General features: G+C 61.9%; 18 protein-coding genes. 9 read left to right on the forward strand and 9 right to left on the reverse strand.

Features of this window, described 5'->3' with window-relative positions; translation table 11 throughout:
* Nucleotides 1–6: 6 nt before the first annotated feature.
* Both AC0L15_RS14890 and AC0L15_RS14895 read left to right on the forward strand, forming a co-directional pair.
* Nucleotides 7–1,248, forward strand: coding sequence for an ABC transporter permease (locus AC0L15_RS14890; RefSeq protein ID WP_473496534.1), 1,242 nt, complete (start codon nt 7–9; stop codon nt 1,246–1,248).
* The gene (locus AC0L15_RS14895; RefSeq protein ID WP_287122153.1) at nt 1,245–1,916 is read left to right on the forward strand and encodes an ABC transporter ATP-binding protein; all 672 of its coding nucleotides are present in this window, start codon (nt 1,245–1,247) and stop codon (nt 1,914–1,916) included. Before AC0L15_RS14890 ends, AC0L15_RS14895 begins: the two co-directional genes overlap by 4 nt.
* Nucleotides 1,917–1,986: 70 nt before the next feature.
* Here AC0L15_RS14895 and otsB read toward each other — a convergent pair whose 3' ends face one another.
* The 4 genes from otsB to AC0L15_RS14915 form a co-directional block, all read right to left on the reverse strand.
* Nucleotides 1,987–2,748: a trehalose-phosphatase gene (otsB, locus tag AC0L15_RS14900; RefSeq protein ID WP_287249275.1), complete on the reverse strand. Its 762-nt coding sequence runs from the start codon at nt 2,746–2,748 to the stop codon at nt 1,987–1,989.
* Entirely contained in the window at nt 2,745–4,505 is a 1,761-nt protein-coding gene (locus tag AC0L15_RS14905) for an alpha,alpha-trehalose-phosphate synthase (UDP-forming) (RefSeq protein ID WP_287249274.1), read from the reverse strand. The genes otsB and AC0L15_RS14905 overlap by 4 nt, the downstream gene beginning before the upstream one ends.
* Before the next feature lie 152 nt (nt 4,506–4,657).
* Nucleotides 4,658–6,820 carry an amylo-alpha-1,6-glucosidase gene (locus AC0L15_RS14910; protein ID WP_287249272.1) on the reverse strand — a complete coding sequence of 721 codons (2,163 nt, stop codon included), beginning with the start codon at nt 6,818–6,820 and terminating at the stop codon, nt 4,658–4,660.
* Between the two features lie 41 nt (nt 6,821–6,861).
* Entirely contained in the window at nt 6,862–7,923 is a 1,062-nt protein-coding gene (locus AC0L15_RS14915) for a glycosyltransferase family 4 protein (protein ID WP_287249270.1), read from the reverse strand.
* A 215-nt stretch (nt 7,924–8,138) separates the two neighbouring features.
* Between AC0L15_RS14915 and AC0L15_RS14920 the strand changes: the two genes are divergently transcribed.
* Nucleotides 8,139–8,441, forward strand: a complete 303-nt coding sequence (locus tag AC0L15_RS14920; protein ID WP_287064485.1) for a DUF982 domain-containing protein — start codon at nt 8,139–8,141, stop codon at nt 8,439–8,441.
* Between the two features lie 124 nt (nt 8,442–8,565).
* Here the strand turns inward: AC0L15_RS14920 and AC0L15_RS14925 are convergent, their stop codons facing one another.
* On the reverse strand, nt 8,566–9,306 hold the full coding sequence (locus tag AC0L15_RS14925) for a helix-turn-helix transcriptional regulator (protein ID WP_473496535.1): 741 nt from the start codon (nt 9,304–9,306) through the stop codon (nt 8,566–8,568).
* Between the two features lie 246 nt (nt 9,307–9,552).
* Between AC0L15_RS14925 and AC0L15_RS14930 the strand changes: the two genes are divergently transcribed.
* Nucleotides 9,553–11,301 (forward strand): PAS domain S-box protein, encoded by a 1,749-nt coding sequence (locus AC0L15_RS14930; protein ID WP_287249266.1) that lies wholly within the window; start codon nt 9,553–9,555, stop codon nt 11,299–11,301.
* Nucleotides 11,302–11,373: 72 nt separating this feature from the next.
* On the opposite strand, the gene AC0L15_RS14935 is transcribed toward AC0L15_RS14930, so the two are convergent.
* Nucleotides 11,374–12,048, reverse strand: coding sequence for a LuxR C-terminal-related transcriptional regulator (locus AC0L15_RS14935; RefSeq protein ID WP_287064488.1), 675 nt, complete (start codon nt 12,046–12,048; stop codon nt 11,374–11,376).
* Nucleotides 12,049–12,420: 372 nt separating this feature from the next.
* Here AC0L15_RS14935 and AC0L15_RS14940 point away from each other — a divergent pair, with 372 nt between their 5' ends.
* Nucleotides 12,421–13,107 carry a N5-glutamine methyltransferase family protein gene (locus tag AC0L15_RS14940; protein ID WP_473496536.1) on the forward strand — a complete coding sequence of 229 codons (687 nt, stop codon included), beginning with the start codon at nt 12,421–12,423 and terminating at the stop codon, nt 13,105–13,107.
* Between the two features lie 84 nt (nt 13,108–13,191).
* On the opposite strand, the gene AC0L15_RS14945 is transcribed toward AC0L15_RS14940, so the two are convergent.
* Entirely contained in the window at nt 13,192–13,467 is a 276-nt protein-coding gene (locus tag AC0L15_RS14945) for a hypothetical protein (protein ID WP_287249263.1), read from the reverse strand.
* 112 nt (nt 13,468–13,579) lie between these two features.
* Nucleotides 13,580–14,437: a beta-keto acid cleavage family enzyme gene (locus tag AC0L15_RS14950; protein WP_473496537.1), complete on the reverse strand. Its 858-nt coding sequence runs from the start codon at nt 14,435–14,437 to the stop codon at nt 13,580–13,582.
* Nucleotides 14,438–14,531: 94 nt separating this feature from the next.
* Here AC0L15_RS14950 and AC0L15_RS14955 point away from each other — a divergent pair, with 94 nt between their 5' ends.
* Complete coding sequence (locus tag AC0L15_RS14955; protein WP_287249261.1) at nt 14,532–15,854, forward strand: aspartate aminotransferase family protein; 1,323 nt, start codon at nt 14,532–14,534, stop codon at nt 15,852–15,854.
* A gap of 10 nt (nt 15,855–15,864) precedes the next feature.
* Here AC0L15_RS14955 and AC0L15_RS14960 read toward each other — a convergent pair whose 3' ends face one another.
* Nucleotides 15,865–16,737 (reverse strand): MurR/RpiR family transcriptional regulator, encoded by an 873-nt coding sequence (locus AC0L15_RS14960; protein WP_287249260.1) that lies wholly within the window; start codon nt 16,735–16,737, stop codon nt 15,865–15,867.
* A 117-nt stretch (nt 16,738–16,854) separates the two neighbouring features.
* Between AC0L15_RS14960 and AC0L15_RS14965 the strand changes: the two genes are divergently transcribed.
* The 3 genes from AC0L15_RS14965 to AC0L15_RS14975 all read left to right on the forward strand — a co-directional run bounded on the left by AC0L15_RS14965 (nt 16,855) and on the right by AC0L15_RS14975 (nt 21,190).
* Complete coding sequence (locus AC0L15_RS14965) at nt 16,855–17,838, forward strand: TAXI family TRAP transporter solute-binding subunit (RefSeq protein ID WP_023798563.1); 984 nt, start codon at nt 16,855–16,857, stop codon at nt 17,836–17,838.
* Between the two features lie 72 nt (nt 17,839–17,910).
* Nucleotides 17,911–20,514, forward strand: a complete 2,604-nt coding sequence (locus AC0L15_RS14970) for a TRAP transporter permease (protein WP_287249259.1) — start codon at nt 17,911–17,913, stop codon at nt 20,512–20,514.
* Between the two features lie 235 nt (nt 20,515–20,749).
* Nucleotides 20,750–21,190: a hypothetical protein gene (locus AC0L15_RS14975; protein ID WP_287249258.1), complete on the forward strand. Its 441-nt coding sequence runs from the start codon at nt 20,750–20,752 to the stop codon at nt 21,188–21,190.
* The last annotated feature ends 80 nt before the right edge of the window (nt 21,191–21,270 follow it).

A 21,270-nucleotide genomic window follows, 5' to 3' on the forward strand; every position in this document is an offset into this window, starting at 1 on the left:
AGCACGATGCCGCTCATCTTCGACATCGCCCTCACGCACATTGCCGGCCGCGGTCGCCAGACCCTGGTTGCCGTGATCGGCGTTGCGGTCGGTGTCGGATTCTCCATTGCCATGGCGGCGCTGATGCAGGGTGGGCAGGACGATTTCGTCAGGCAGCTCGTCGACACGATGCCGCATGTCGACATCACCGACGAGCAGCGCACAGCCCGCCGTCAACCGGCCGAGGATGCTTTTGCGACAGTGGCGATTTCCGGGCTCAGTCCGCGTGACGATCGACGCGGCATCATCAATCCGACCGCCGCGACCTCCTGGCTGGAGAGCTGGATTCCCGGCCGGTTCGCGGCAAGCCTCAAAACGCAGGGTGTGATCCGTTTTTCCAGCCGCGAAGTCGGCGCGGCGATCATTGGCATCGAACCGGAGCGCGAGTCCGGTGTGTCGCCGATTGTCGGAAACTTCGTCGAAGGCAGCTTTTCGGCGCTTGCCGCGGGCGGCAACAACGTGCTCATCGGCGACACGATGGCGAGCCGGCTCGGCGCCGGGTTCGGTGACACGATAACGGCGGTTTCCGCCGAGGGACTGACGCGCAACTTCAAGATCGCCGGCCTGTTCCACACCGGCACCACCGCGCGCGACGAAGGCGAGGCCTATGTGCTTCTGAAAAACGCGCAGATCCTCTCGGCGCGTCCGAACGCCATCAACGAGATCCGCATCAAGCTCGACGATCCTGACCGCGCTCCGGCGGTGGCGCAGCGTGCCGAGGCCGAACTGGGCTACAAGGCGGTGGCGTGGCAGGAGGCCAATGAATCGATCCTCGAAGCGCTCGTCGTACGCAACGTCATCATGTACACCGTTGTCGGCGCGATCATGCTGGTCGCTGGCTTCGGCATCTACGACATCATCTCCACCATCACGCACGAAATGGCGCGCGACATCGCCATCATGAAGTCGCTGGGCTTCCCGGAGTCCGACATGCGCCGGCTCTTTCTGCTGGAAGGCGTCGCGATCGGCGCTGCCGGCTCCGTGCTAGGCGGGCTGCTCGGCATCTCCATGACCTATGCGCTGTCGCTGGTGCGTTTCGAGATCGCCGCGACCGGCCAGGAGATGGCCCGGCTGCCGATCGCCTGGAGCTTGATGCACTACGTCATCGCGTCGGCCTTCGCGCTGGGCTCGGCGGCAGTGGCCGGCTACCTGCCGGCGCGTCGTGCGGCGCGCCTGAACCCCGTCGAGATCATCAGAGGCGCGTCATGAGCGCACTCATCGAGACCGAGAAACTGACCCGCGTGTTGCCCGAGACAGTTCCCGTCACGCTGGTCAAGGACATCACGCTGGCGATCAACGAAAGGGAATTCGTCGCCGTCACCGGTCCCTCCGGCTCCGGAAAATCGTCATTGCTCTACCTGCTCGGGCTGCTCGACCGGCCGACCGCCGGGACGTTGACAATAGGCGGCCGCGATGCCGAGCCGATGAATGAAAGGGAGCGCGCGCGGACTAGGCTTTCGTTGCTGGGCTTCGTGTTCCAGTTTCATTTTCTGCTGCCGGAGTTCACGGCGCGCGAAAATGTCGAAATCCCAATGCGCAAGCTTGGCCGGCTGGCGCGGCCTCAGATGCGCGAACGGGCCGGTGAGCTGCTTTCATCTCTGGGACTCGGCGAACATCTCGACAAGCGACCTGACCAACTCTCGGGCGGCCAGCGTCAGCGCGTCGCGGTAGCACGCTCGCTCGCCAACGATCCGCCGCTTATCCTCGCCGATGAGCCGACGGGGAGCCTCGACAGCAAGAGCTCCGAGCAGGTCTTCGCAATCCTGGAGAATCTGGTGCGCGAGGGCGGCAAGACCGTCGTGGCAGTCACGCATGATCTCGACATGGCGGCGCGCATGGATCGCCGCATTCACATCGTGGACGGGAAGATCGGCTGAACCGGAACCAATCGGCATTCATCGGATCAGGCATGACGCGAGCCTGTCCAATGATCACTGGGGATTGCGATCAGGACACCCGCGCCGCGCCGAAATTGGCCTCGATCCAGGCTATTGCCTCGGTCACGTCGTCGAGAGCATAGCTTGCAACCGTCGGCCCGCGCGGCTTCACGCGGATAGAGATGCCGTTGGCCTCGTTTATTGCCTCGAAACCGTTTTCGTCCGAGGTGTCGTCTCCGAGGAATACGGGCCGCCGGCCGGCAAAGGGCTGGATTTCCATGAAACGCCGGATGGCTGCTCCTTTGACGGCTTCCAGCGGCATGAGTTCAACGCCAGCGTTTCCCGCAATCACGCGGTATCCGGGTGGAAGCTGCGTCAATGCCTGTTCGACCAGCTGCGTTGCCCGGGCAAGCAGTTGCGGCGCGGCGCGGGTATGGATGGCCAAGACCGGTCCCTTGCGCTCGACGTAGACCTTGCGTCCACCCAGTTCGGCCTCAATCTCGTCGGCAAGAGCCGCGATATCCGCCGGAGCGTCGGCAATGTCGACTTGACCGTCCGCCGTCAACCGATGCTCGAGCCCGTACAGCCCTGCAATGCGCAGCTTCAGGGGATGAAACAATCTGTCCACGGCAGAAACCGAACGTCCGGTGATGAAGGCGAGGGAGCCGCCCAGCCTTCGCTCGATATTTCCGAGAAGGTGACGCAGTTCATCACCGACGAAGACAGCGTCGGGATGAGCGGCATGTTCCAGCAAGGTGCCGTCGATATCGAGAAAAAGCGCCCATTGCTCTTCCGGCAGGTCGGGGGCCAGCGGCAGTCTCAGGTTCGTCACGAAGCCGCCTTTCGCGCCCGCTCGAAGATGGAAACGACGTTGTTGCTGTTGGATGTCCGCTCGCCGTTGCCAGTCACCCCGCGTTTGCGAAGGCGCGCAGCGTCCAGCAGCATGCTGCCGGCCCAGCGATAGACATTATTGTCGCGGACCATCTCGCGCATGGGCCGCATGCGCTCGAGCTGCTCGTCCGGCGTCATGGTCAGCGCCTGCAGCAGCGCCTCGCTCATCATGGTCGCATCATAGGGGTTGACGATCAGTGCCTCCAGGAGCTCGCGCGAAGCGCCGGCAAAGGTGCTGAGCAGCAGCACGCCCTGTTCGTCGTCGCGCGCCGCGACGAATTCCTTGGCCACCAGGTTCATGCCGTCATGCAGGCTGGTGACCATGCATATGTCGGCGGCGCGATAGATCTCGTAGACCTGCTCCTGCGAGTGATGTTCGGCGAGCAACAGGACGGGACTGTAATTCTCGCCGCCGTAGCGCTGGTTGAGCTCTTCGGCATAGCGAAGGCATTCGTCATGAAGTTGCTGGTAGGCCGGCAATGTGCCCCGGCTGGGCGCCGCGACCTGCAGGAAAACCACTTCGCCTACCCATTCGGGATATCGCGTGAACAATTCGTCCAAGGCCTGAAAGCGATCGGGAATGCCTTTGGTGTAGTCGAGGCGCTCGACGCCGACGCACAGTTTGACGTTCGCCGGCAGCCCGAATCTTTCGCGGACACGGGCACGGCATTCCTCGACAGCCGGCAATCTTGCCAGCAGTTCGGCCGGCCATTCTATGGAAATGGGGTAAGCGTGGACCAGCGTCGTTTGCCCGCCATGGGAGATCGCCGCGTCCGCCCGTTCTATCCGGCTTTCCAGGGTGCGATCGACGCTCTCGGTGAAATTATTGGCATGAAACTGCGTATGGAAGCCGATGATGGAGCTGCCGAGCAAACCTTCCAGGATCCGTTCACGCCATGGACAGATGCTGTACACTTCCGAATTGGGCCATGGGATATGCCAGAAAGTAATGATGATCGCCTCGGGCAGGCGCTCACGGATCATGCGCGGCAAGAGCGCGAAGTGGTAGTCCTGAACCAGCACGATCGGCCGCTTGTTGCGCGCTTCGGCAACGACCGTATCGGCGAACTTCCGGTTGACGGCCTCATAGACCTGCCAATCCGACGCGCGAAAAATCGGGCGGGTGAAGGCGATATGACAAAGCGGCCACAGACCTTCATTGGCGAAGCCCAGATAATAGGCCTGGTATTCTTCCTCGGTCAGCCAGACCCTGCGCAGCGTGTAGGACGGATTGCCAGGCGGCACCTCAACCCGATCGTTCTCGTCGACGGTGAAACGGTCCGCTGATCCGCCTCCATACGCAATCCAGGTGCCGGCACAGGCGCGGGTGATCGGCTCAAGTGCCGAAACCAGCCCGCTGGCCGGCACCAGGAGCTCGATGCCATCATCCCTAGTGTTGTGGATGTAGGGCTCGCGGTTGGATACGACGATCACCTGCGTCTCCGGCAGATCGTCGGCCAGGATCTTGCGCAACGTGTCGGGCGACCATGTGATCAGCGCTGCATCGGCCGAGTGGCCATTCTTTTCAAATTCCCGCAGCAGCGTGCGAGCCGCTTCCGAAGCCAGGTCATCGCCTGCGGAGGATGCGGCCGCAGGTATGTGGCGCCGGTGGAATATCGAGAACACCAGGGCAACAGCGGAAAGGCCAAGGCTTGCAATGATTAGAACCCAGAGCACCTCTATGCCAAAGTCTGACATTGGAACAACGATCTTCTCCGGCCGGGCGGTGGCCATTTTGTCTGTTTTTCGAATTCGCAGCCGCCAATCAGCTGCCGTGCGTCGGAACGCTCAGGGGGGCCATCGGTTCCGCTAATTGCAGCCCCGCGGTCGGCTCCAAGCGAAAAGCCAAACTAGGTCCGCACGACGAGCGGCACTAACCCCTCATGCCGCTCGGCGAGAAAGGCGACGACCCTATCGCCGACACGCTGGAATGTCAGATCCACCTTCCTGGTGCCAACGCCAAGATGCCTCAGCGTGAGCGTGTCGATACCAATCGGCAGCCTGGGACGGGTGACGTGGATTTCGCCGTCCCAGCCGTCGATCTCGAGGCCGAGGCAGGCCTGCATCAGCATGAAGGCAGACCCAGCCGACCACGCCTGCGGCAGGCAGGCGACGGGATAGGCGATCGGCGCTTCGCCCGGCGCGCGGGTAAAGCCGCAGAACAGTTCGGGCAACCGCATGTTGAAATGGACAGCCGATTCGAAGGTGCTGCTCATCAGCCGGATCACGCTTTCACGCTCGCCAAAGCGTGCCAGACCGGCGCCGCACATGGCGGTGTCATGCGGCCAGATCGAGCCGTTGTGGTATGACATCGGGTTGAAGAACACAGCATCGTCAGCGAGCGTCCTCAGCCCCCAGCCCGAATGGAAGGACGCCGAAAGCAGCTGGTCGGCGACCATCTGCGCCCGTGCCGGCGCGGGGAGGCCGACATAGAGAAGGTGGCCGACATTAGACGTCCGCACCTTGCAGGGCTCGCCGGCACCGTCGATCGCCAAGGCATAGAAGCCGAGGTCGTCCAGCCAGAAATGGCGTTCGACAGCGGCGCGCATGGCCTCGGCGCTGCTCTCCCAATGATCGGCCCTGTCGATCTCGCCGCGGCGACGGGCGAGCGCCGCCAACCCCCGGAACGCGGCAAAGGCATAGCCTTGCACCTCCACCAGGGCGATCGGTCCCTTGGGGATTCGGCCGTCGGCATGGAAGACGGAATCGCCACTGTCCTTCCATCCCTGGTTGGCGAGGCCGGACTCGGCGGCACGCTGATAGGTGACGAAGCCGGTCGGCCGGCTTGCCTCCTCGATCCATTCAGCCGCAGCGCAGAGCGACGGCCACAGGCGGTCGACGAACGCCATGTCACCGGTACGGTCTGCATAGGCGCGGGCGAGATGGACGTAGAGTGGCGTCGTGTCGACACCGCCATAGTAGCGGCCGAAGGGGAGTTCCCGCAGCGCCGCCATTTCGCCTTTGCGGGTCTCGTGCATGATCTTGCCCGGCTGCGAATCACTGAACGGCGATGTCTCCGTCGCCTGGTGCTGGGCAAGGAACGCCAGCACGCCTCGCGCCAAGCCCGGGTTGAGCCACAGCATCTGCAAGGCGGAGATCACGCCGTCGCGGCCGAACGCCGTCGAAAACCAAGGAATGCCCGCATAAGGGTAGGGTCCGGTCGTAAGCTCGGTGGTCAGTAGCGCCACATCCGCGCGGGCGCGCTCGACCCAATCGTTGAAGACGCGCCCGGAACTGTGCATCGTAGCACCATGGCGGCGCTTGGCCCGCATGCCGAAACGAGCCCGGGCCGCGGCGGCGCGGAAGCGATCGCGGTTCGGCGTTTCCGCCACTTCGGGACCGACTTCGACATACAGCACCTTGCTGCTGCGCCTCGTCACGGCAATCAGGAAGTCGGCTCGGTCGCCCGTCAGCTGGTCTGGCGCCTGCGAGAACGATATCGCCGATATTCGCGCCAGCCCGTCCAACCCGTCGTAGCGAAGCAGCACGCAGGTCGCATCCGTCTTGGCAGCATGGGCCATGCCGCGCTTCAGCCTTGTCGATCCGCGCACTTCGAACATGTCGCGGAAATCGGCGGCAAAATACAGCGAAACGCGGATGTTGGACTGTTCCTGGCTGTAGTTGGAAAGGGTGATGCGTTCAAACAGCCGGTCCTGCCAAAGCAGCCTGACGCGTTCGATATGGATCGCGCCCTGCGGAATGTCCCGGCCGCGGACGCTCTGCATCGGCAGATTGGTCAGGTTGGAGGTGAAGAGCACATTGTCCTGGCTGAGCGACGCACCGAGCAGCGATGTCTGCCGGTCGCCGACGGTCAGCCGGAATTCGGAAAGCACGCGCGTGTCGTCACGGAAGAAACCGTCGCCGGCGCCGCGGATATCGCCGTAGGCGTCGGACACGGCAAAACAATCGCCTTGCTTGAGGGCGAACAGCCGATGCGGCTCTCGAGGTGTGGTGGCGTCTAGGGACGCAAGTGCTACCGCGGGATCAAGCTGGCGCTCGTCGAGTTGGGCCATTCTCTACATATCCCTCTCGTTTCGCCCCCTGGGTAATGCGCTCACGACGCTCTTGCTTCGGCCGAGGCGCCGATCAGGCGCGCATAGGCGGAAACGTAGTCACGGGTCATTCTTTTGGCAGAAAACCGCCTTTCGAAGACAGCTCGCACCTTCCGCCTGTCGAGCCGCAGCAGGTCGGGCACTGAGGCAACCGCGCCTTGCATGGAATCCACGATAAAACCGGTCACGCCCTGGTCGACGATTTCCGGCACGGCGCCGGATTTCCAGGCGATCACCGGCGTGCCGCAGGCCATCGCTTCTATGACGGCAAGACCGAACGGCTCCGGCCAGTCGATCGGGAACACGAGGCCGGCCGCGTTGCCGAGGAATTCCGCCTTCTTGTCTTCCTCGATCTCGCCGACATAGTCGACACGATCACCATCGACCAGCGGCTCGACCATTTTGCGGAAATAAGCCCGGTCGTCGTCGCCAATCTTTGCTGCAAGCTTCAGTTTCAGCCCCGAGCGCAGCGCGATCTCGATGGCACGATCCGGACGCTTGTCGCGCGACATCCGGCCAAGGAAGGCGAGGTAGGGCTCCCCTGGGCTCGGCTCGAAAACCGGCTTGTAGAGTTCGGTCGGTAGCCCGTGGTGGATCGTCGCCAGCCAGTTGGCGTCGGCCAGCCCCGTCCTTTGGCTGCCGGACACGGAGATCATCGGAAAGCGCGGAAAACGCTCATAGGCCGGCGCCAGATCGACGTAGTCAAGCCTGCCATGCGGCGTCGTAACCGTCCGCTCATGGATGTGCTCGAAGAAGGAAAAATGCAGGAAATGGCTGAGGTGGAAGTGAATGATATCAAATTCTTGAGCTCGTTTCCTCACCTCGGAAAGCATCGAAAGGTGCGCGGCTGTCTCGGATTTCAGCGGGCTTGGGTCAAGACGCAGCGCACGCTCGCGGCACGGCACTAATTTTGCCGAGGTCCTTGTATCGCCACTGGCGAACAAAGTTACGTCATGGCCTAGCTCGACCAACCCTTCAGTCAGATAGGAGACAATGCGCTCCGTGCCTCCATAGAGCCGAGGCGGCACGGATTCGTGGAGCGGCGCCACATGGGCTATTTTCATAGACTGGGTATTCCCAGAAAGATCATCGCTGATGTCGAAATGCACCACTCCCCCGAACGTTCCGCAACGGCAAGAAGACGGGCGATGACTGGCGATTCACCCAGCCGGCCCGACGTTGTTTATCAAGGCCGTGGGCGTTTTTGCCGGGAACCAATTGGCTGGCCGTGAATTTAACTAGGTTCGATCGAACGCATCGCGATCGACGGGAGGAAAAGATGAATCGCCTGGAATTCTTTACGCCGGTGCGAATTGCGCGCGGGCACGGAGAGCCTGTGGAAGAAATCGACAATGTCAGCGAAGCGATGACGTTTTTGCGCCACTGGCCGAAGGGTAGGCGCGGCCCGGTGTATCAATGCGCCCTGAACTGCTGCGCTGCGGCACTGGCAGGTCAGATGTCTGCCGAGGAAGCAAGAAAGGCTTTTAAGGGCTTTGCCCGGATCACCCGGCTCCTGGATAACGACATAGCGCTGCCGATACGCGGCGAAAGGATAGACAGCGCATACACGCCGAGGCGATAGACGCCTGCGCTCCCAGGTGCCAGTTTACCGACCAGCCCAGTTGGCGAGCAGCGTCGCCGCGACAGCGGCGATCTGCGTCGGTGCGCAGGATGCCCGGGCGCCTGGATCCAGGCCGACCCCAAAATCATGGCAAGACCGAAATGCGTCCCAGAAGAGCCACCAGTTCCGCCTGACGTCTCGTTTCGGTCTTGGCGAACAGCGACGCAAGCTGTGAGCGGATCGTGGTGCGGCTGAGCCGCCAACTGCGGGCGATCTCCAAAGGCGCATCGCCCTGAGCCAAACGCAGAGCCAGATGCGTTTCCGCGCTCGTCAAGCCAAACATCCTTTGCAGTGTCTGAGGGTTTGGCCCCGACCTGTTCACACGGCCAAGCAATGCCACGATGCTGGTTCCGTCGGGGGCGATAAGACCGTTCTCTTTCAGTACCACCGGCCTGTCACCTGTGCTGCGGATCACCACCCAGGAAAGGGAGCCCGGCAGGAAAGGCGCCGGAACATTTGCGACCAGCTGCCTTAGGGCTGCCGAAAGCGCACTGGCTGTATCAGCCGCTTCGCCTTTGTGCTCCAGAGTGGGGCGCTCCGGCGTGGGGCGCTCCAGCGTGGTTAGAGCGGCCGCGTTCCATTCGATTACTTTTCTGTCGCGGTCTAGTACGAGATAACCACAGCCAAGGCGATCAAGCATGCCGGTGACGGATTCCAGGCTGCGTCTCCTTGGTTCGTCGCCCCCTGTCTGCGGCCGATCTGATGCACGAGCTAAAGGATAAGCATATGAGGGCCGCGTCACCTGCGCGTCAGGATTATACTTGGCTCCTGTCGTGATGTACCGGTCGCCCGCAACGGCATCACTGTATCTATCGATCATAGTCATTTTCCAACCTCCCCAAAGGTCCATCAGCCCGTAGTAACTTGCCCGGGATTTACGAACAGTCTTCTTGCGCAGGGCTCGCAAAAAATGCGCTCCCTACTATCTTGAAACTCGTTATATTCTGATGAGTTCTGTTCGCCCCTGTTTGATAAAATGCGCGCTGTGATAGTGGTATGGCAATCCCGCAGTCGGACTAGGTTGTACGTTTTTTGCTCTAGTCTCGATGGCCTAGTCAAAAGGTAGTAGTCTATGTCGATGAACTGGCAGTCGCGCAGGTCTGATTTGAACCCAACGGGCAGACTGCTAACTCACATTGCCTCCGCATCGGTGCTGGCTGCTACGCTGATATTTGAAACAAAAGCGTCAGCATACATCGGAGAAGGGTCGAGTTTCCTGGAATTTATTCCAGCTATCATTATCATTTCCTACCTTGAAGACCGTGGTCCTGCGCTTGCGGCGACAATCCTGATGGTGGCTGCCGGCTTGTGGACACGAAGCACCCTGCATGGTCAGATCTCCGGCGAAGACTGGGCGCGCGCCATTCTGCTGCTGATTTCCGGTGGCGTGATTGCCATGACATTCCATCGGCTGCGGCAGGACGTGCGTGAGCTGCTGGAGGTAGCCGAAGCCAGGCTCGCTGCCGTCGAAGCAACCGAAAGCCGCTTCCGTTGGGCTTTCGAGCGCGCCGCCATGGGGTTCGCAAACACCAACGAGAAAGGTGAGCTGCTGCAATCCAACAGACGCCTCAGCGAGATGACAGGCTACGAGGAGGACGAGCTTGCCCAATTGCAGCTGGAGACGCTCGTCCACCCGGACGACCGTGATGCCTTGGCGCAATTGCTGGCTGGCCTGGGCAAAGACTCTGCTTCGTTCGTTTCGGAGGTGCGTCTGTCAAGAAAGAACGGTTCGGCATTCTGGGCGCGGCTAACGCTGTCTTTGTCCGTGCCCGACGGGGTTCTCTCAGAGACCATTTTCGTGGTGGTCGACGATATCTCGGAACGACGAGCCGTGCACGAAGCGCTTCGGGCTCAGAAGGAGTGGCTGGATCTGGCTTTGTCTGCTGGACGCCTGGCCACCTGGCGGATCGACCTTAAAGACGGCATCGTCACCGGTTCGGGCGCGTTCTGGGACATTCTCGGACTGCCCCCGGCCGGAAGCCGCCGGTTGGAGGAACTGTCGGCCGTCGTTCATCCGGCGGACTGGCCAAAGCTGGCTGTATCGAGAAAGCTCGCGTCGGTCACCAACTACGACGTCGAGATTCGCGTCCGACGACCGGACGGACATATCCGCTGGGTTGCTCTGCGCGGAAGGGAAGAGAAATACGATGATCGTCTCCAGCGGCTCGGCGTGGCCGCCGACCTGACCGAGCGACGGCAAACCACGCTGCTGCGTGCCGCGGCAAAGAAGCGGGAGCGCATCATGCTCGAGCAACGCCACAGGTTCATCAACTTGTTCCCGGTGATCACGGCACTGGTGAACATGGTCAATGTTCCCGAGAACAATGTCGCCAGGTACAAGGAGACGCTGATCGACAGGATTCGTTCGCTCGAGGCAACGCATCTGCTGCTTTCGGGCAACAGCAGCGGGTCGGGGATGCTTCACGATCTCGTTGCCCAGGAGTTGCAACCGTATATGGGGACACGCGAAATATCTGTCAGCGGTCCCTCGGTTACGATGTCGGGAGGCGCGGCCGAGAGCTTTGCGATGATTGTTCACGAGCTTGCGACCAATTCCTTGAAACATGGAGCGCTTGGCGATTCAAAGGGCCGGGTCGAGGTAAATTGGACGTTCGCATCGGAAGATGCGGGCGGTGACATCGTGTTCGATTGGGTGGAATCAGGGCGGCGGCGGCCTTCAAAAGTTGTCCGCCATGGTTTCGGTTCAATGATAATCGGAGTGGATGGGGCGCCGCTTGTCGGTCACTCCCCCAAGGTGGAAATGACGGATCACGGGCTGCGCTATTCGCTGCGGCTGTCGCGCAAGGAAATCGGCCCTTGACGCCAGCGGGCCAAGATCGGAAAGCGTTAACAACAACGCCCCCTTGCGTATCAAAAGAACGTATCGCTCTAATTAATTGATATCCCTCGTTAACCATGTCTTCAGCATAACGGCCGCTTCCGTCCGATTCCGCACCCCAAGCTCACGCAGAACCGCAGCGGCATGGATTTTCGTCGTCGCTTCGGCGATCTCCAGATCGCGCGCGATTTCCTTGTTCGAATACCCTTCCGCCATCAGCTTGAGGACCTCCTTTTGCCTCGAGGTCAGCCTGCCAAGATTGCCGGTGGTGGTACGTCGCTGCGGGACAGGTTCGGCGGGAGCAGGTACGTGAGTTGTTTGCGCAGCACCGGGGCGCGACAGAAGTGCAGGGACGTAGATGCGGCCCGAGAGGATTTCGTTGACGGCCATAACGACCTCCTCGTCTTTTTGCGATTTTACGATATAGCCGTGGAGACCGATCGACAGAGCCGTGAGTATCTCCGAGCGTGAATCGTTTCCGGAAACGATGGCAAATCGAGTATCCGGATAAGCCGATAGAATGCCGCTGAGCACTTCCTGATTGAACAATCCCGGCATGTTCAGGTCCAGGATCGCAAGATCAACGGACGCCTGCTCGGCCAGCAGACTGAGCGCGGCGTCGAAACACGACGCCTCAAATATCTCCACACCTGGAATGCCTGCGCTCAGAGCCAAGCGCAGGCCACGACGATACAGGCCGTGATCGTCGGCGATGACGATTCGATACATTGAACTACCCCAACGAAACCTGAATGGATTGAACGGTCACCGGCCTTTGGAGTCGTGGCCAATCACTCGTCAATTCATCCAGTCAACGCCAGCGGTGCCCCAACACCGCAAGCCCAGATTGCTAATATAATCCTAAAAGGCAGGTAAGGCTCCTCTTTTTTTGAACCCTGTCGACGCGAGCCGCTGAGCACGTCGAATCTTCTGTTCCTATCCTCCAGGACCATGTGCCAACGCCTTTGAGACGATGCCGATAACTCGCGATCGCAAATGCCCATGGCGAGGCGTGTTTTTCGATTGTCGATCGGCAACTTAGTGATTTAACTTCCACTCAATTGTCGGGCACTGCGGCCGGCAAGACAGGAGGGAGCTGTCGTGAGCGAAGAGATCAGTGTCGCCGAAGCCTACCGCAGAGGCCGAACCATCTTCATGGGGCTGGAGTTGCTCATCGCGCCCGGTGCGCTCGTTCCCCGGCCGGAGACGGAGTTGCTCGGCACGACAGCACTTGATGTTCTGCGGCAAATGAACCCGTCGGCGCCGCGGGTCGTCGACATGTGCTGCGGGGCCGGCAATCTGGCCTGCGCCATCGCGCATTACGCTCCTGCCGCGCAAGTCTGGGCGAGCGATCTCACCGATGGATGCGTCGAGGTCGCGCGCCGCAACGTCGCCCATCACGAGATGGCAGATCGCGTGTCGGTGCTGAGGGGTGACTTGTTCAGTGCTTTCTCGGGCTTGCAACTCGACAGCACGATCGACGTGATCGTCTGCAACCCGCCATACATTTCGGAAAAGCGGCTCGAGGGCGACCGCGCGCATCTGACCGAGCTCGAGCCGCGTGAAGCGTTTGCAGCCGGCCCCTACGGCCTGAGCATCCATATGCGGGTGATCACGGACGCGCCGCGCTACTTGCGACGCGGAGGCATCCTGCTCTTCGAGGTCGGTCTCGGCCAGGATCGGCAGGTCATGCGTTTGCTGGAGCGCTCCAAGTCCTTCGAGGGGATCCGGGCCGTCACGAACGAAGCCGGCGAGGGAAGGGTGGTTGTGGGACATACTACGCCGTGAGCGTCAGCCATGCCGCAACGGCTGGCTCAATTCGCGGTGTTCACGCTTCTGGCGCGCTCCAGCAAAAAGCAAAAAAGGTGGCGCCTACTCGCGTCCCTGATCAGCTTTTTGAGCTTTCCTTGATTTATTCGGTGCTATTACAAGCCCGCTGTTGTCTGGGTTTGCGTCGGAGATAAAGCTGTATGCAAAGATGTGTCCCCGGTTCTCGTCGGTCACTCGGATCCAATCCTTCTCCCACCTTCGCAGCGTAACATGGCGATCTGTCGACATGGCGGCGGCTTTGAAGGGGCTCGGCGCGTTGATGACACGCACCGTAATCACGTCATCGCCCTCCATTTGTTCGACGAGGTACGTCTGCATAAAGGCCTCCCCAGCGCCACTGCAACCCTAACGTCAGTCAAAAAGTTCGGTTGCAGCGTAGCAAAGAGATTTTCGACAAATGTGACGGACCGAAGAGGCGTGCGGGCGAGGGTTAGCCCTGGATCGACCAAGCGGCGCGCAGGTCGTTGGCTTGGGCGATCCTGACGCCACAAGCAGTCAGAGCGCCTCTGGTCGCTGTCACGAGCGCGGCATTGTCCTTGGCAGTCGTGCCGTCGGCCAGGGTAAAATTGTTCTCGAAGCCGACGCGGGCATGACCGCCCAGCAGCGCACCGGCCGCAACGCAAGCGGTTTCCTGCCGACCGAAGGCACAGACCATCCAGTGCGCGAAGCGCGGGCGGTCCTGCGCAAGGAAGGGCAGCAGATCGGGCGGTCGTGAAACCTGTCCCGGCGTGTAGCGGCCGAGCACATAGAGCACCGGGATGTCGTCGAAAGGCACCAGCCCGCGCTGCTGCATGGCGGCCAGGGCCGACGCCTCTTCGGGCGCGTAAAGGATGATCTGAGGGGCGATCCGCTCGCTCTTCAACCACGCCAGGAACTGCGCGAAATCGGTCTCATGGGCGGAGTCCGGCACCAGTTCACGCAGCGCCAGCGAAACCGCCTCAGGGCGGGCAGCGCGCACCACCGCCATCTGCTCGGCCGGCTGGTAGCGGCCGATCGCTTCGCTGGTGATCTGGATGATCAGCCGCTCGCCCACCGCATCACGTATCGCTTTCGTCGTCTCGCGATAAGCGTGCGCGTCGAGCAAATGGCCGCCGTCGCGGTCGCGGACATGGGTATGGATCATGGCGGCGCCGGCCTCGAGGCAGGCGGCGGCGGTCCGGGCCAATTCCTTGGGGCCGATCGGCAGGGCAGGGTGGTCTTGCTTGCCACGCCGTCCACCATTCGGCGCAACGGCGATTGCCGTCGGTGCGATAAGTCCGGGGCGGGTCGCGTCCCTGTCGACGGTCATAGGCTCAGTCCAATTGTTTCAGTATTGCACAGTGTGTAACATATGTTGCATGATAGGTTCGCTGCAAATCGCGCCATCGTCAATCGGGGAAGGCATGACACACATCCTGCACCGCCAGATCCACGCGAGCCTGCCCGTCGCGGCTGGCGGCAAGGGCATCGAACTGTTCGACCGCGATGGCCGCGCCTATATCGACGCGTCAGGCGGTGCGGCGGTTTCCTGCCTCGGCCACGGCCATCCCGAGGTGACGGCCGCGCTCCATGCGCAGGCCGACAAGCTCGCCTATGCCCACACCAGCTTCTTCACCAACCAGCCGGCCGAGACATTGGCCGACAAGCTCGTCGCCGGCGCGCCACAACGTATCAGCCACGCCTACTTCGTGTCCGGCGGCTCCGAAGCGGTGGAGGCGGCGCTCAAGATGGCACGGCAGTTTTTCGTCGAGACCGGCAGGCCAGACCGGCGAAACGTCATCGCCCGCCGCCAGAGCTATCACGGCAACACGCTCGGCGCTCTCGCTGCCGGGGGCAATGAGTGGCGCCGCGCCCAATTCCGCCCTTTGCTGATCGACACGCATCACGTCGACCCATGCTATGCCTACCGCTACCAGAAAGCCGGTGAGAGCGAGGCGGCCTACGGACTGCGCGCCGCCCAGGCGCTCGAGAATAAAATTCTCGAACTCGGTCCGGACACTGTCATGGCCTTCGTCGCGGAACCGGTGGTCGGCGCGACAGCAGGAGCTGTGCCCGCGGTTCCCGGCTACTTCAGGCATGTCCGTGAAATCTGCGACCGCTACGGTGTACTCCTCATCCTCGATGAGGTGATGTGCGGCATGGGCCGCACCGGGACGCTGCACGCCTGCGAGCAGGACGGCGTCGCGCCCGACCTGATGACGATCGCCAAAGGCCTCGGTGGCGGCTACCAGCCCATCGGTGCGGTGCTGCTTTCGCGCCGCATCTTCGACGCTTTCGCCGAAGGCTCCGGCTTCTTCCAGCACGGCCACACCTATATGTGCCATCCGATGGCTTGCGCGGCGGCGCTCGCCGTCCAGGAGGTGATCGATCGCGACGATCTGCTTGCCAATGTCCGGGCGATGGGAGCGCATCTTTCGCGGCGGCTGGGCGAACGGTTCGGCAACCATGCCCATATCGGCGACATCCGCGGGCGTGGCCTTTTCATGGGTGTAGAGCTGGTCGAGGATCGCTCGACCAAGGCGCCCTTCGAACCGAAGCGGAAGCTCAATGCGAAGATCAAGCGCGAAGCGATGGCGCGCGGACTGCTGGTCTATCCCGCAGGGGGCACGATCGACGGCGTGCGCGGCGATCATGTGCTGCTGGCGCCGCCCTTCATCATAGACGCCGCGGCGATCGACGCGGTTGTTGAACGGCTCGGCGACGCGATAGACGCTGCGGTGGCATAGCCAGCGGCCTTCATTCCGGCAGATAGGCGCCGAACGCCTGTAACTCCAATTCCGTCTCCCTGACGCGAGCCGCGGCGGCCGGCCCGCTGCGCGCCAGCATCGTTGCGGCCAGCGCTTCCACGATAGCCATGGCTGCGGCTACCGATGGGAAGAAGGACGGGCTGTCGGTAGAGAATCGCAAAACAACCTGCGCATGCCGCGCGATCGGAGCGGCCATGCTGTCGACGATCGCGACAATCGGAACGCTGTGTCGTTGCGCAGCCTCCACCACCGGCCCGAGTTCACGCGAATAGGGTGAAAAGCCGATCGCGACGACCGCTTCCTTCTTTCCAAGCGCTGCGAGTTCCGCCTCGATCGCACCGCCGTCGCCGCCGAGCAGCGTGATCTCGCGCCGAAACATCCGGCAGAGATAGACGAGCGCGTGGGCGGGCGCGCGGCAGCTTCGGAAGCCGGCGACACGTATGCGCTGAGCCTTCTCAAGTATCGCGCAGGCCCTTGCGATTTCTTCGCTGCCGTTGACCGCTTCGGCGGCCGCCAGATTGGCCACCGTCGTCCTCAGCGATTCGGCGAAGATCGCTTCCGACCTGCGCCTGACAAGCGCATCGGCCCTTGCCGCGAAAGGCGCCTTGCCGGAGCGCAGCCGGTCCTCGAACGGCTTGCGCAGCGCCGCCCAGTCGCCAAAACCCAGTCGCCGCGCCAGTCGCACGAAGGTCGTCGGTGTCACCTCTGACCGCGAGGCCAGCACCCGCATGGACACCAGCGCCACCTCGTCGGGATGATCGACCAGGAAACGCGCCGCCTTGCGCAGTTCCGAGCTCAATCCGGGGAGATCGGTCAGTATGCGCGCCAAAAGCGCGTCGAAACCCATCTCCCGACTGTCCATTGTAACAAGCATTTCCCTTGATTGATAAAGCGCAACAATCGTAGCATGCATCGACGTGCCTTGACACCATAACACCGGACGGCCGCGACGGCACGCAAAGTACCAAGGGAGAACCAGATGAAACATGCCCGGACTGCACGCCTCGGAGCGCAGATTGCCGCCTTGTCGGCGGCACTGCTGTTTTCGGCCAGCGCAATGGCGCAGCAGAATTTCGTTACCATCGGGACCGGTGGCGTCACCGGCGTCTATTATGCCGCCGGCGGCGCTATCTGCCGGTTGCTCAACAAGGATCGCAAGACACACGGCATCCGCTGCTCGGTCGAATCGACTGGCGGATCGGCATTCAACGTGAACACGATCAAGGAAGGCGAACTCGACTTCGGCATGGCCCAGTCGGACGTCCAGTACAACGCCTACAAGGGGCTGGAATCATTCAAAGACGGTGGCCCCCATACCGACCTGCGCGCGGTCTTCTCGATCCATCCGGAGCCGTTCACGGTGCTGGCGCATCCCAATGCTGGCGTGACGAAATTCGAGGATTTCAAGGGCAAGCGTTTCAACGTCGGCAATCCCGGTTCCGGGACGCGCGCTTCCATGGAGCGTCTGCTCGGCGCGATGGGCTGGACGTTGGCCGACTTTTCGCTCGCATCGGAGCTGAAGGCTGACGAGCACGGCCCGGCGCTCTGCGACGGCAAGATCGACGGGTTCTTCTACGGCGTCGGCCATCCTTCAGCGAACATCCAGGATCCGACGACCACCTGCGCCGCCAAGCTGGTGCCGTTGACCGGGGAAGTCGTGGACAAGCTGGTCGCAGAAAATCCTTACTACGCCAAGGCGATCATTCCGGGCGGGCTCTATGCAAACAATCCCGACGATACCGGGACTTTCGGTGTGCTCGCCACGCTGGTCACTTCGGCCAAGGTTCCCGATGAGAGCGTCTACCAACTGACCAGGGCGGTGTTCGAGAACTTCGACGAGTTCAAGTCGCTGCATCCGGCCTTCGCCAATCTCGATCCCGCCAAGATGGTTGCGGAAGGAAATTCCGCGCCGCTGCATCCGGGCGCTGAAAAATACTTCAAGGAGAAGGGTTGGTTGAAGTAGGCTTCGTGACCTGACGACGGTCCGGCGGGTCCAGCGGATCCGCCGGGGTTATCCGCAACAGGAGACGACGTCATGAGCGAAGTGAAGGCACAACCGGCCGGCGTCGATCTCGAAGAGCTCGAACAACTTGTCGCGGAGGCCGACACGGGTGGCCGGCATCCGGTTGGCACGGTTGGGCGAATCCTGCTGTGGGTTGCAGTCGCCTGGTCGCTTTTCCAGCTCTGGTACGCTTCGCCTTTGCCGTTCGTGTTCGGCTTCGGCATCCTCAATGATACGGAAGCGCGCGCCATCCATCTCGGCTTCGCGCTGTTCTTGACCTTCCTCGCCTATCCGGCGCTGAGATCCTCGCCCCGCGATCGTGTGCCGCTGCTTGACTGGGTGCTGGCCGTGGTCGGCGGGTTTGCCGGCGCCTACCTTTTTCTCTTTTACGTCCAGCTTTCCGGACGGCCAGGGCAGCCGACCACGCTCGATCTCGTTACCGGAACCGTTGGCATCCTGTTGCTTCTCGAGGCGACGCGCCGCGCGCTCGGCCTGCCGATGGTGGTCGTGGCATGCGTCTTCATCTTCTACACCTTTGCCGGCCAGTATATGCCGGACGTGATTCAGCATCGCGGCGCATCGCTCACCAAGTTTCTCAACCATCAATGGCTGACCACCGAAGGCGTCTTCGGGATTGCGCTCGGCGTGTCGACGAGCTTCGTCTTTCTGTTCGTCCTCTTCGGCACGCTTCTGGAAAAGGCAGGCGCGGGCAACTGGATGATGCAGATCTCCATCGCGCTGCTCGGCCATCTGCGCGGCGGCCCGGCGAAAGTCGCTGTAGTCTCATCGGCCCTCAACGGCGTCGTGTCCGGCTCGTCCGTCTCCAACGTGGTTTCAGGCGGCATCTTCACCATCCCGCTGATGAAGCGCACCGGCCTTTCCGGCGTCAAGGCGGGCGCCATCGAGGCTTCAGCCTCGATCAACGGCCAGATCATGCCGCCGGTCATGGGCGCGGCCGCCTTCCTGATGGTCGAATATGTCGGCATTCCCTATTCGGAGATCGTCAAGCACGCGCTGCTGCCGGCGGTCTTCTCTTATATCGCGCTGCTCTACATGGTTCATCTCGAAGCGATAAAGATGGGCCTGAAGACGATCCCACAGCGTCCGACACCGGCAAGAGAACGGATGCTGCGGATGGGGCTGGGACTATCGGGCACCATTCTCGCCGTCTGTATCGTCTATTACGGCATCGTTGCTATCCAGGCTGTCTTCGGTGGGGCCGCGCCGCCGCTGCTCGCGCTCGCCGGCGTCGCTCTCTACGTCGCCTCGGTCTGGTATTCCTCGCGCTATCCGGACCTCGCGCTCGACGATCCGAACGCGCCAATCCTCGAACTGCCGCGTGCCTGGGACGTCACGCGGACCGGGCTCGACTTCCTCATCCCGATCGCGGTGCTTCTGTGGTGCCTGATGGTCGAGCAGATGTCGCCCGGCCTTTCGGCGTTCTGGGCGACCGTTTCAATCCTCGGTATCGTCGCCACCCGCAAGCCGCTGATGGCGCTGTTCCGTAAAGAAAATCTGGCCGCCTCAGTGCGGGCTGCCTGGGACGATCTGATCGACGGGCTGGCGCTCGGCGCCCGCAACATGATCGGCATCGGTATCGCCACGGCCACCGCCGGCATCGTCGTCGGCACGATCACGCTGACCGGTCTCGGCCTGATGATGACGGAACTCGTCGAGTTCATCTCCGGCGGCAATGTCATCCTGATGCTGATCCTCATCGCAGCAATCAGCCTTGTGCTCGGCATGGGCATCCCGACCACCGCAAACTACATTCTGGTCGCCACGCTGATGGCCCCGGTCGTGGTCGATCTCGGCGCGCAGGCCGGACTGCCAATCCCGCTGATCGCGGTCCACCTGTTCGTCTTCTACTTCGGCATCATGGCCGACATCACCCCGCCCGTCGGGCTGGCAGCGTTCGCGGCGGCGGCGATTTCCAAGGAAGATCCGATCGCCACCGGTTTCCAGGGCGCCCTCTATTCGCTGCGCACGGCGATCCTGCCGTTCGTCTTCATCTTCAATCCGGCGATCCTGCTGATCGGAGTCGACACCTGGCCCCAGACAATCTGGGTGGCAACGGTCTCGTTGATCGCCATCCTGCTGTTTTCGGCCGCAACCATGAACTGGTTCGTGACGAAAAGCCGCCTGTGGGAAAGCGCGGCGCTGCTGCTCATCTGCTTCACGCTGTTTCGGCCGGACTGGTGGCTCAACCAGGTGTCGCCGCCTTACGAGGAGTTGCCGGCGAGCGAGTTCCTGTCGGCGGTGGCGCAGACGCCGGCGGATGGCCGCATCAATTTCGTCGTCGAGGGCGTCGACCTCATGGGCGAGGATGTCCGCAAGACGGTCAACGTGCCGCTCGGCGAGCCGGGCGAGCCGCTGGAGCGGCTGCGCGGCATCGGCCTTACCATCACGCAAGCGGGCGACGCGCTGATGATCAGCAATGTCGATTTCGGATCCTACGCCAAGCGCATCGGGCTGGATGTCGGGTATGACGTGGTGGCGGTGCTCAGAAAGGCCGACCAGCCCTCGAGCCTCATTCCGATCGGCCTGGCGCTCGCTGCGACCGCTGGCGTCGCCGGGCTGCAGTTTGCGCGGGCGAGCAAGCAGGCCGACAGGAAGGAATCCGGGCCGGCGCGCTGAGTCTCGAGCGGTTGATGACAGCTGGTGGGGCTCGATTCCGGTATGGGGCGAATGACACGCCAAGCGCTATGGCAACGTTCACACGACGGGATTGGCCGGTTTCCGCCATACAACGGTGATTGGACAGGCACATGGGAGACGGCATCGACTTATTGCTGTCGTCCTGGAAGACCCTGACGGCCGATTACGGACACCTCGGGCTTAGCATAGTCATGCTCTTCTTTGAGGAGATTGCATGTTTCGCATTATTAGCGCGATCGCTCTGTCTTGTTTATTGGTGACGGTTGCTTACGGGCAGTCGCCACCGTTTTGTAGAAACGGCTTTGCGCCTGGGGAAGAGATTGAGACGCGTTTTATGGGCATTGGCTACGCGCTAACAATGTATGCGCTTGCCGAAAAATACTGTGGTGCCGAACCTGCCCCGATGAGGCCGAAGTTTCTCGGCTATTTGAAGAGGCAAGGCTGCGGCCCTGAGACAGAGATTTATCAGGATGTCGAAATGTCGATCGGTAGGTTGGAGGGGGGCAACTTGTCGCTATTGGCGCAGAGCGGAGACCCAAGCCTGTCTCTAACTGAGCAGCAGGCGAAAGATTGGGCCATGAGCACATCGAAGGAGCTTGGCGGGTGCGAGCGCTTGATTGAGCTACACAATACCGAACCGGAGTCCTGGCAATAGATCGAGGTGTCGATGCGAAACGGACATTGCGGAGTAGCCACTTTCGGCCAAGTCGACAGTCGGTGTCGGCACAGTTGCCA

This window comes from Mesorhizobium sp. WSM4846, assembly GCF_055811415.1.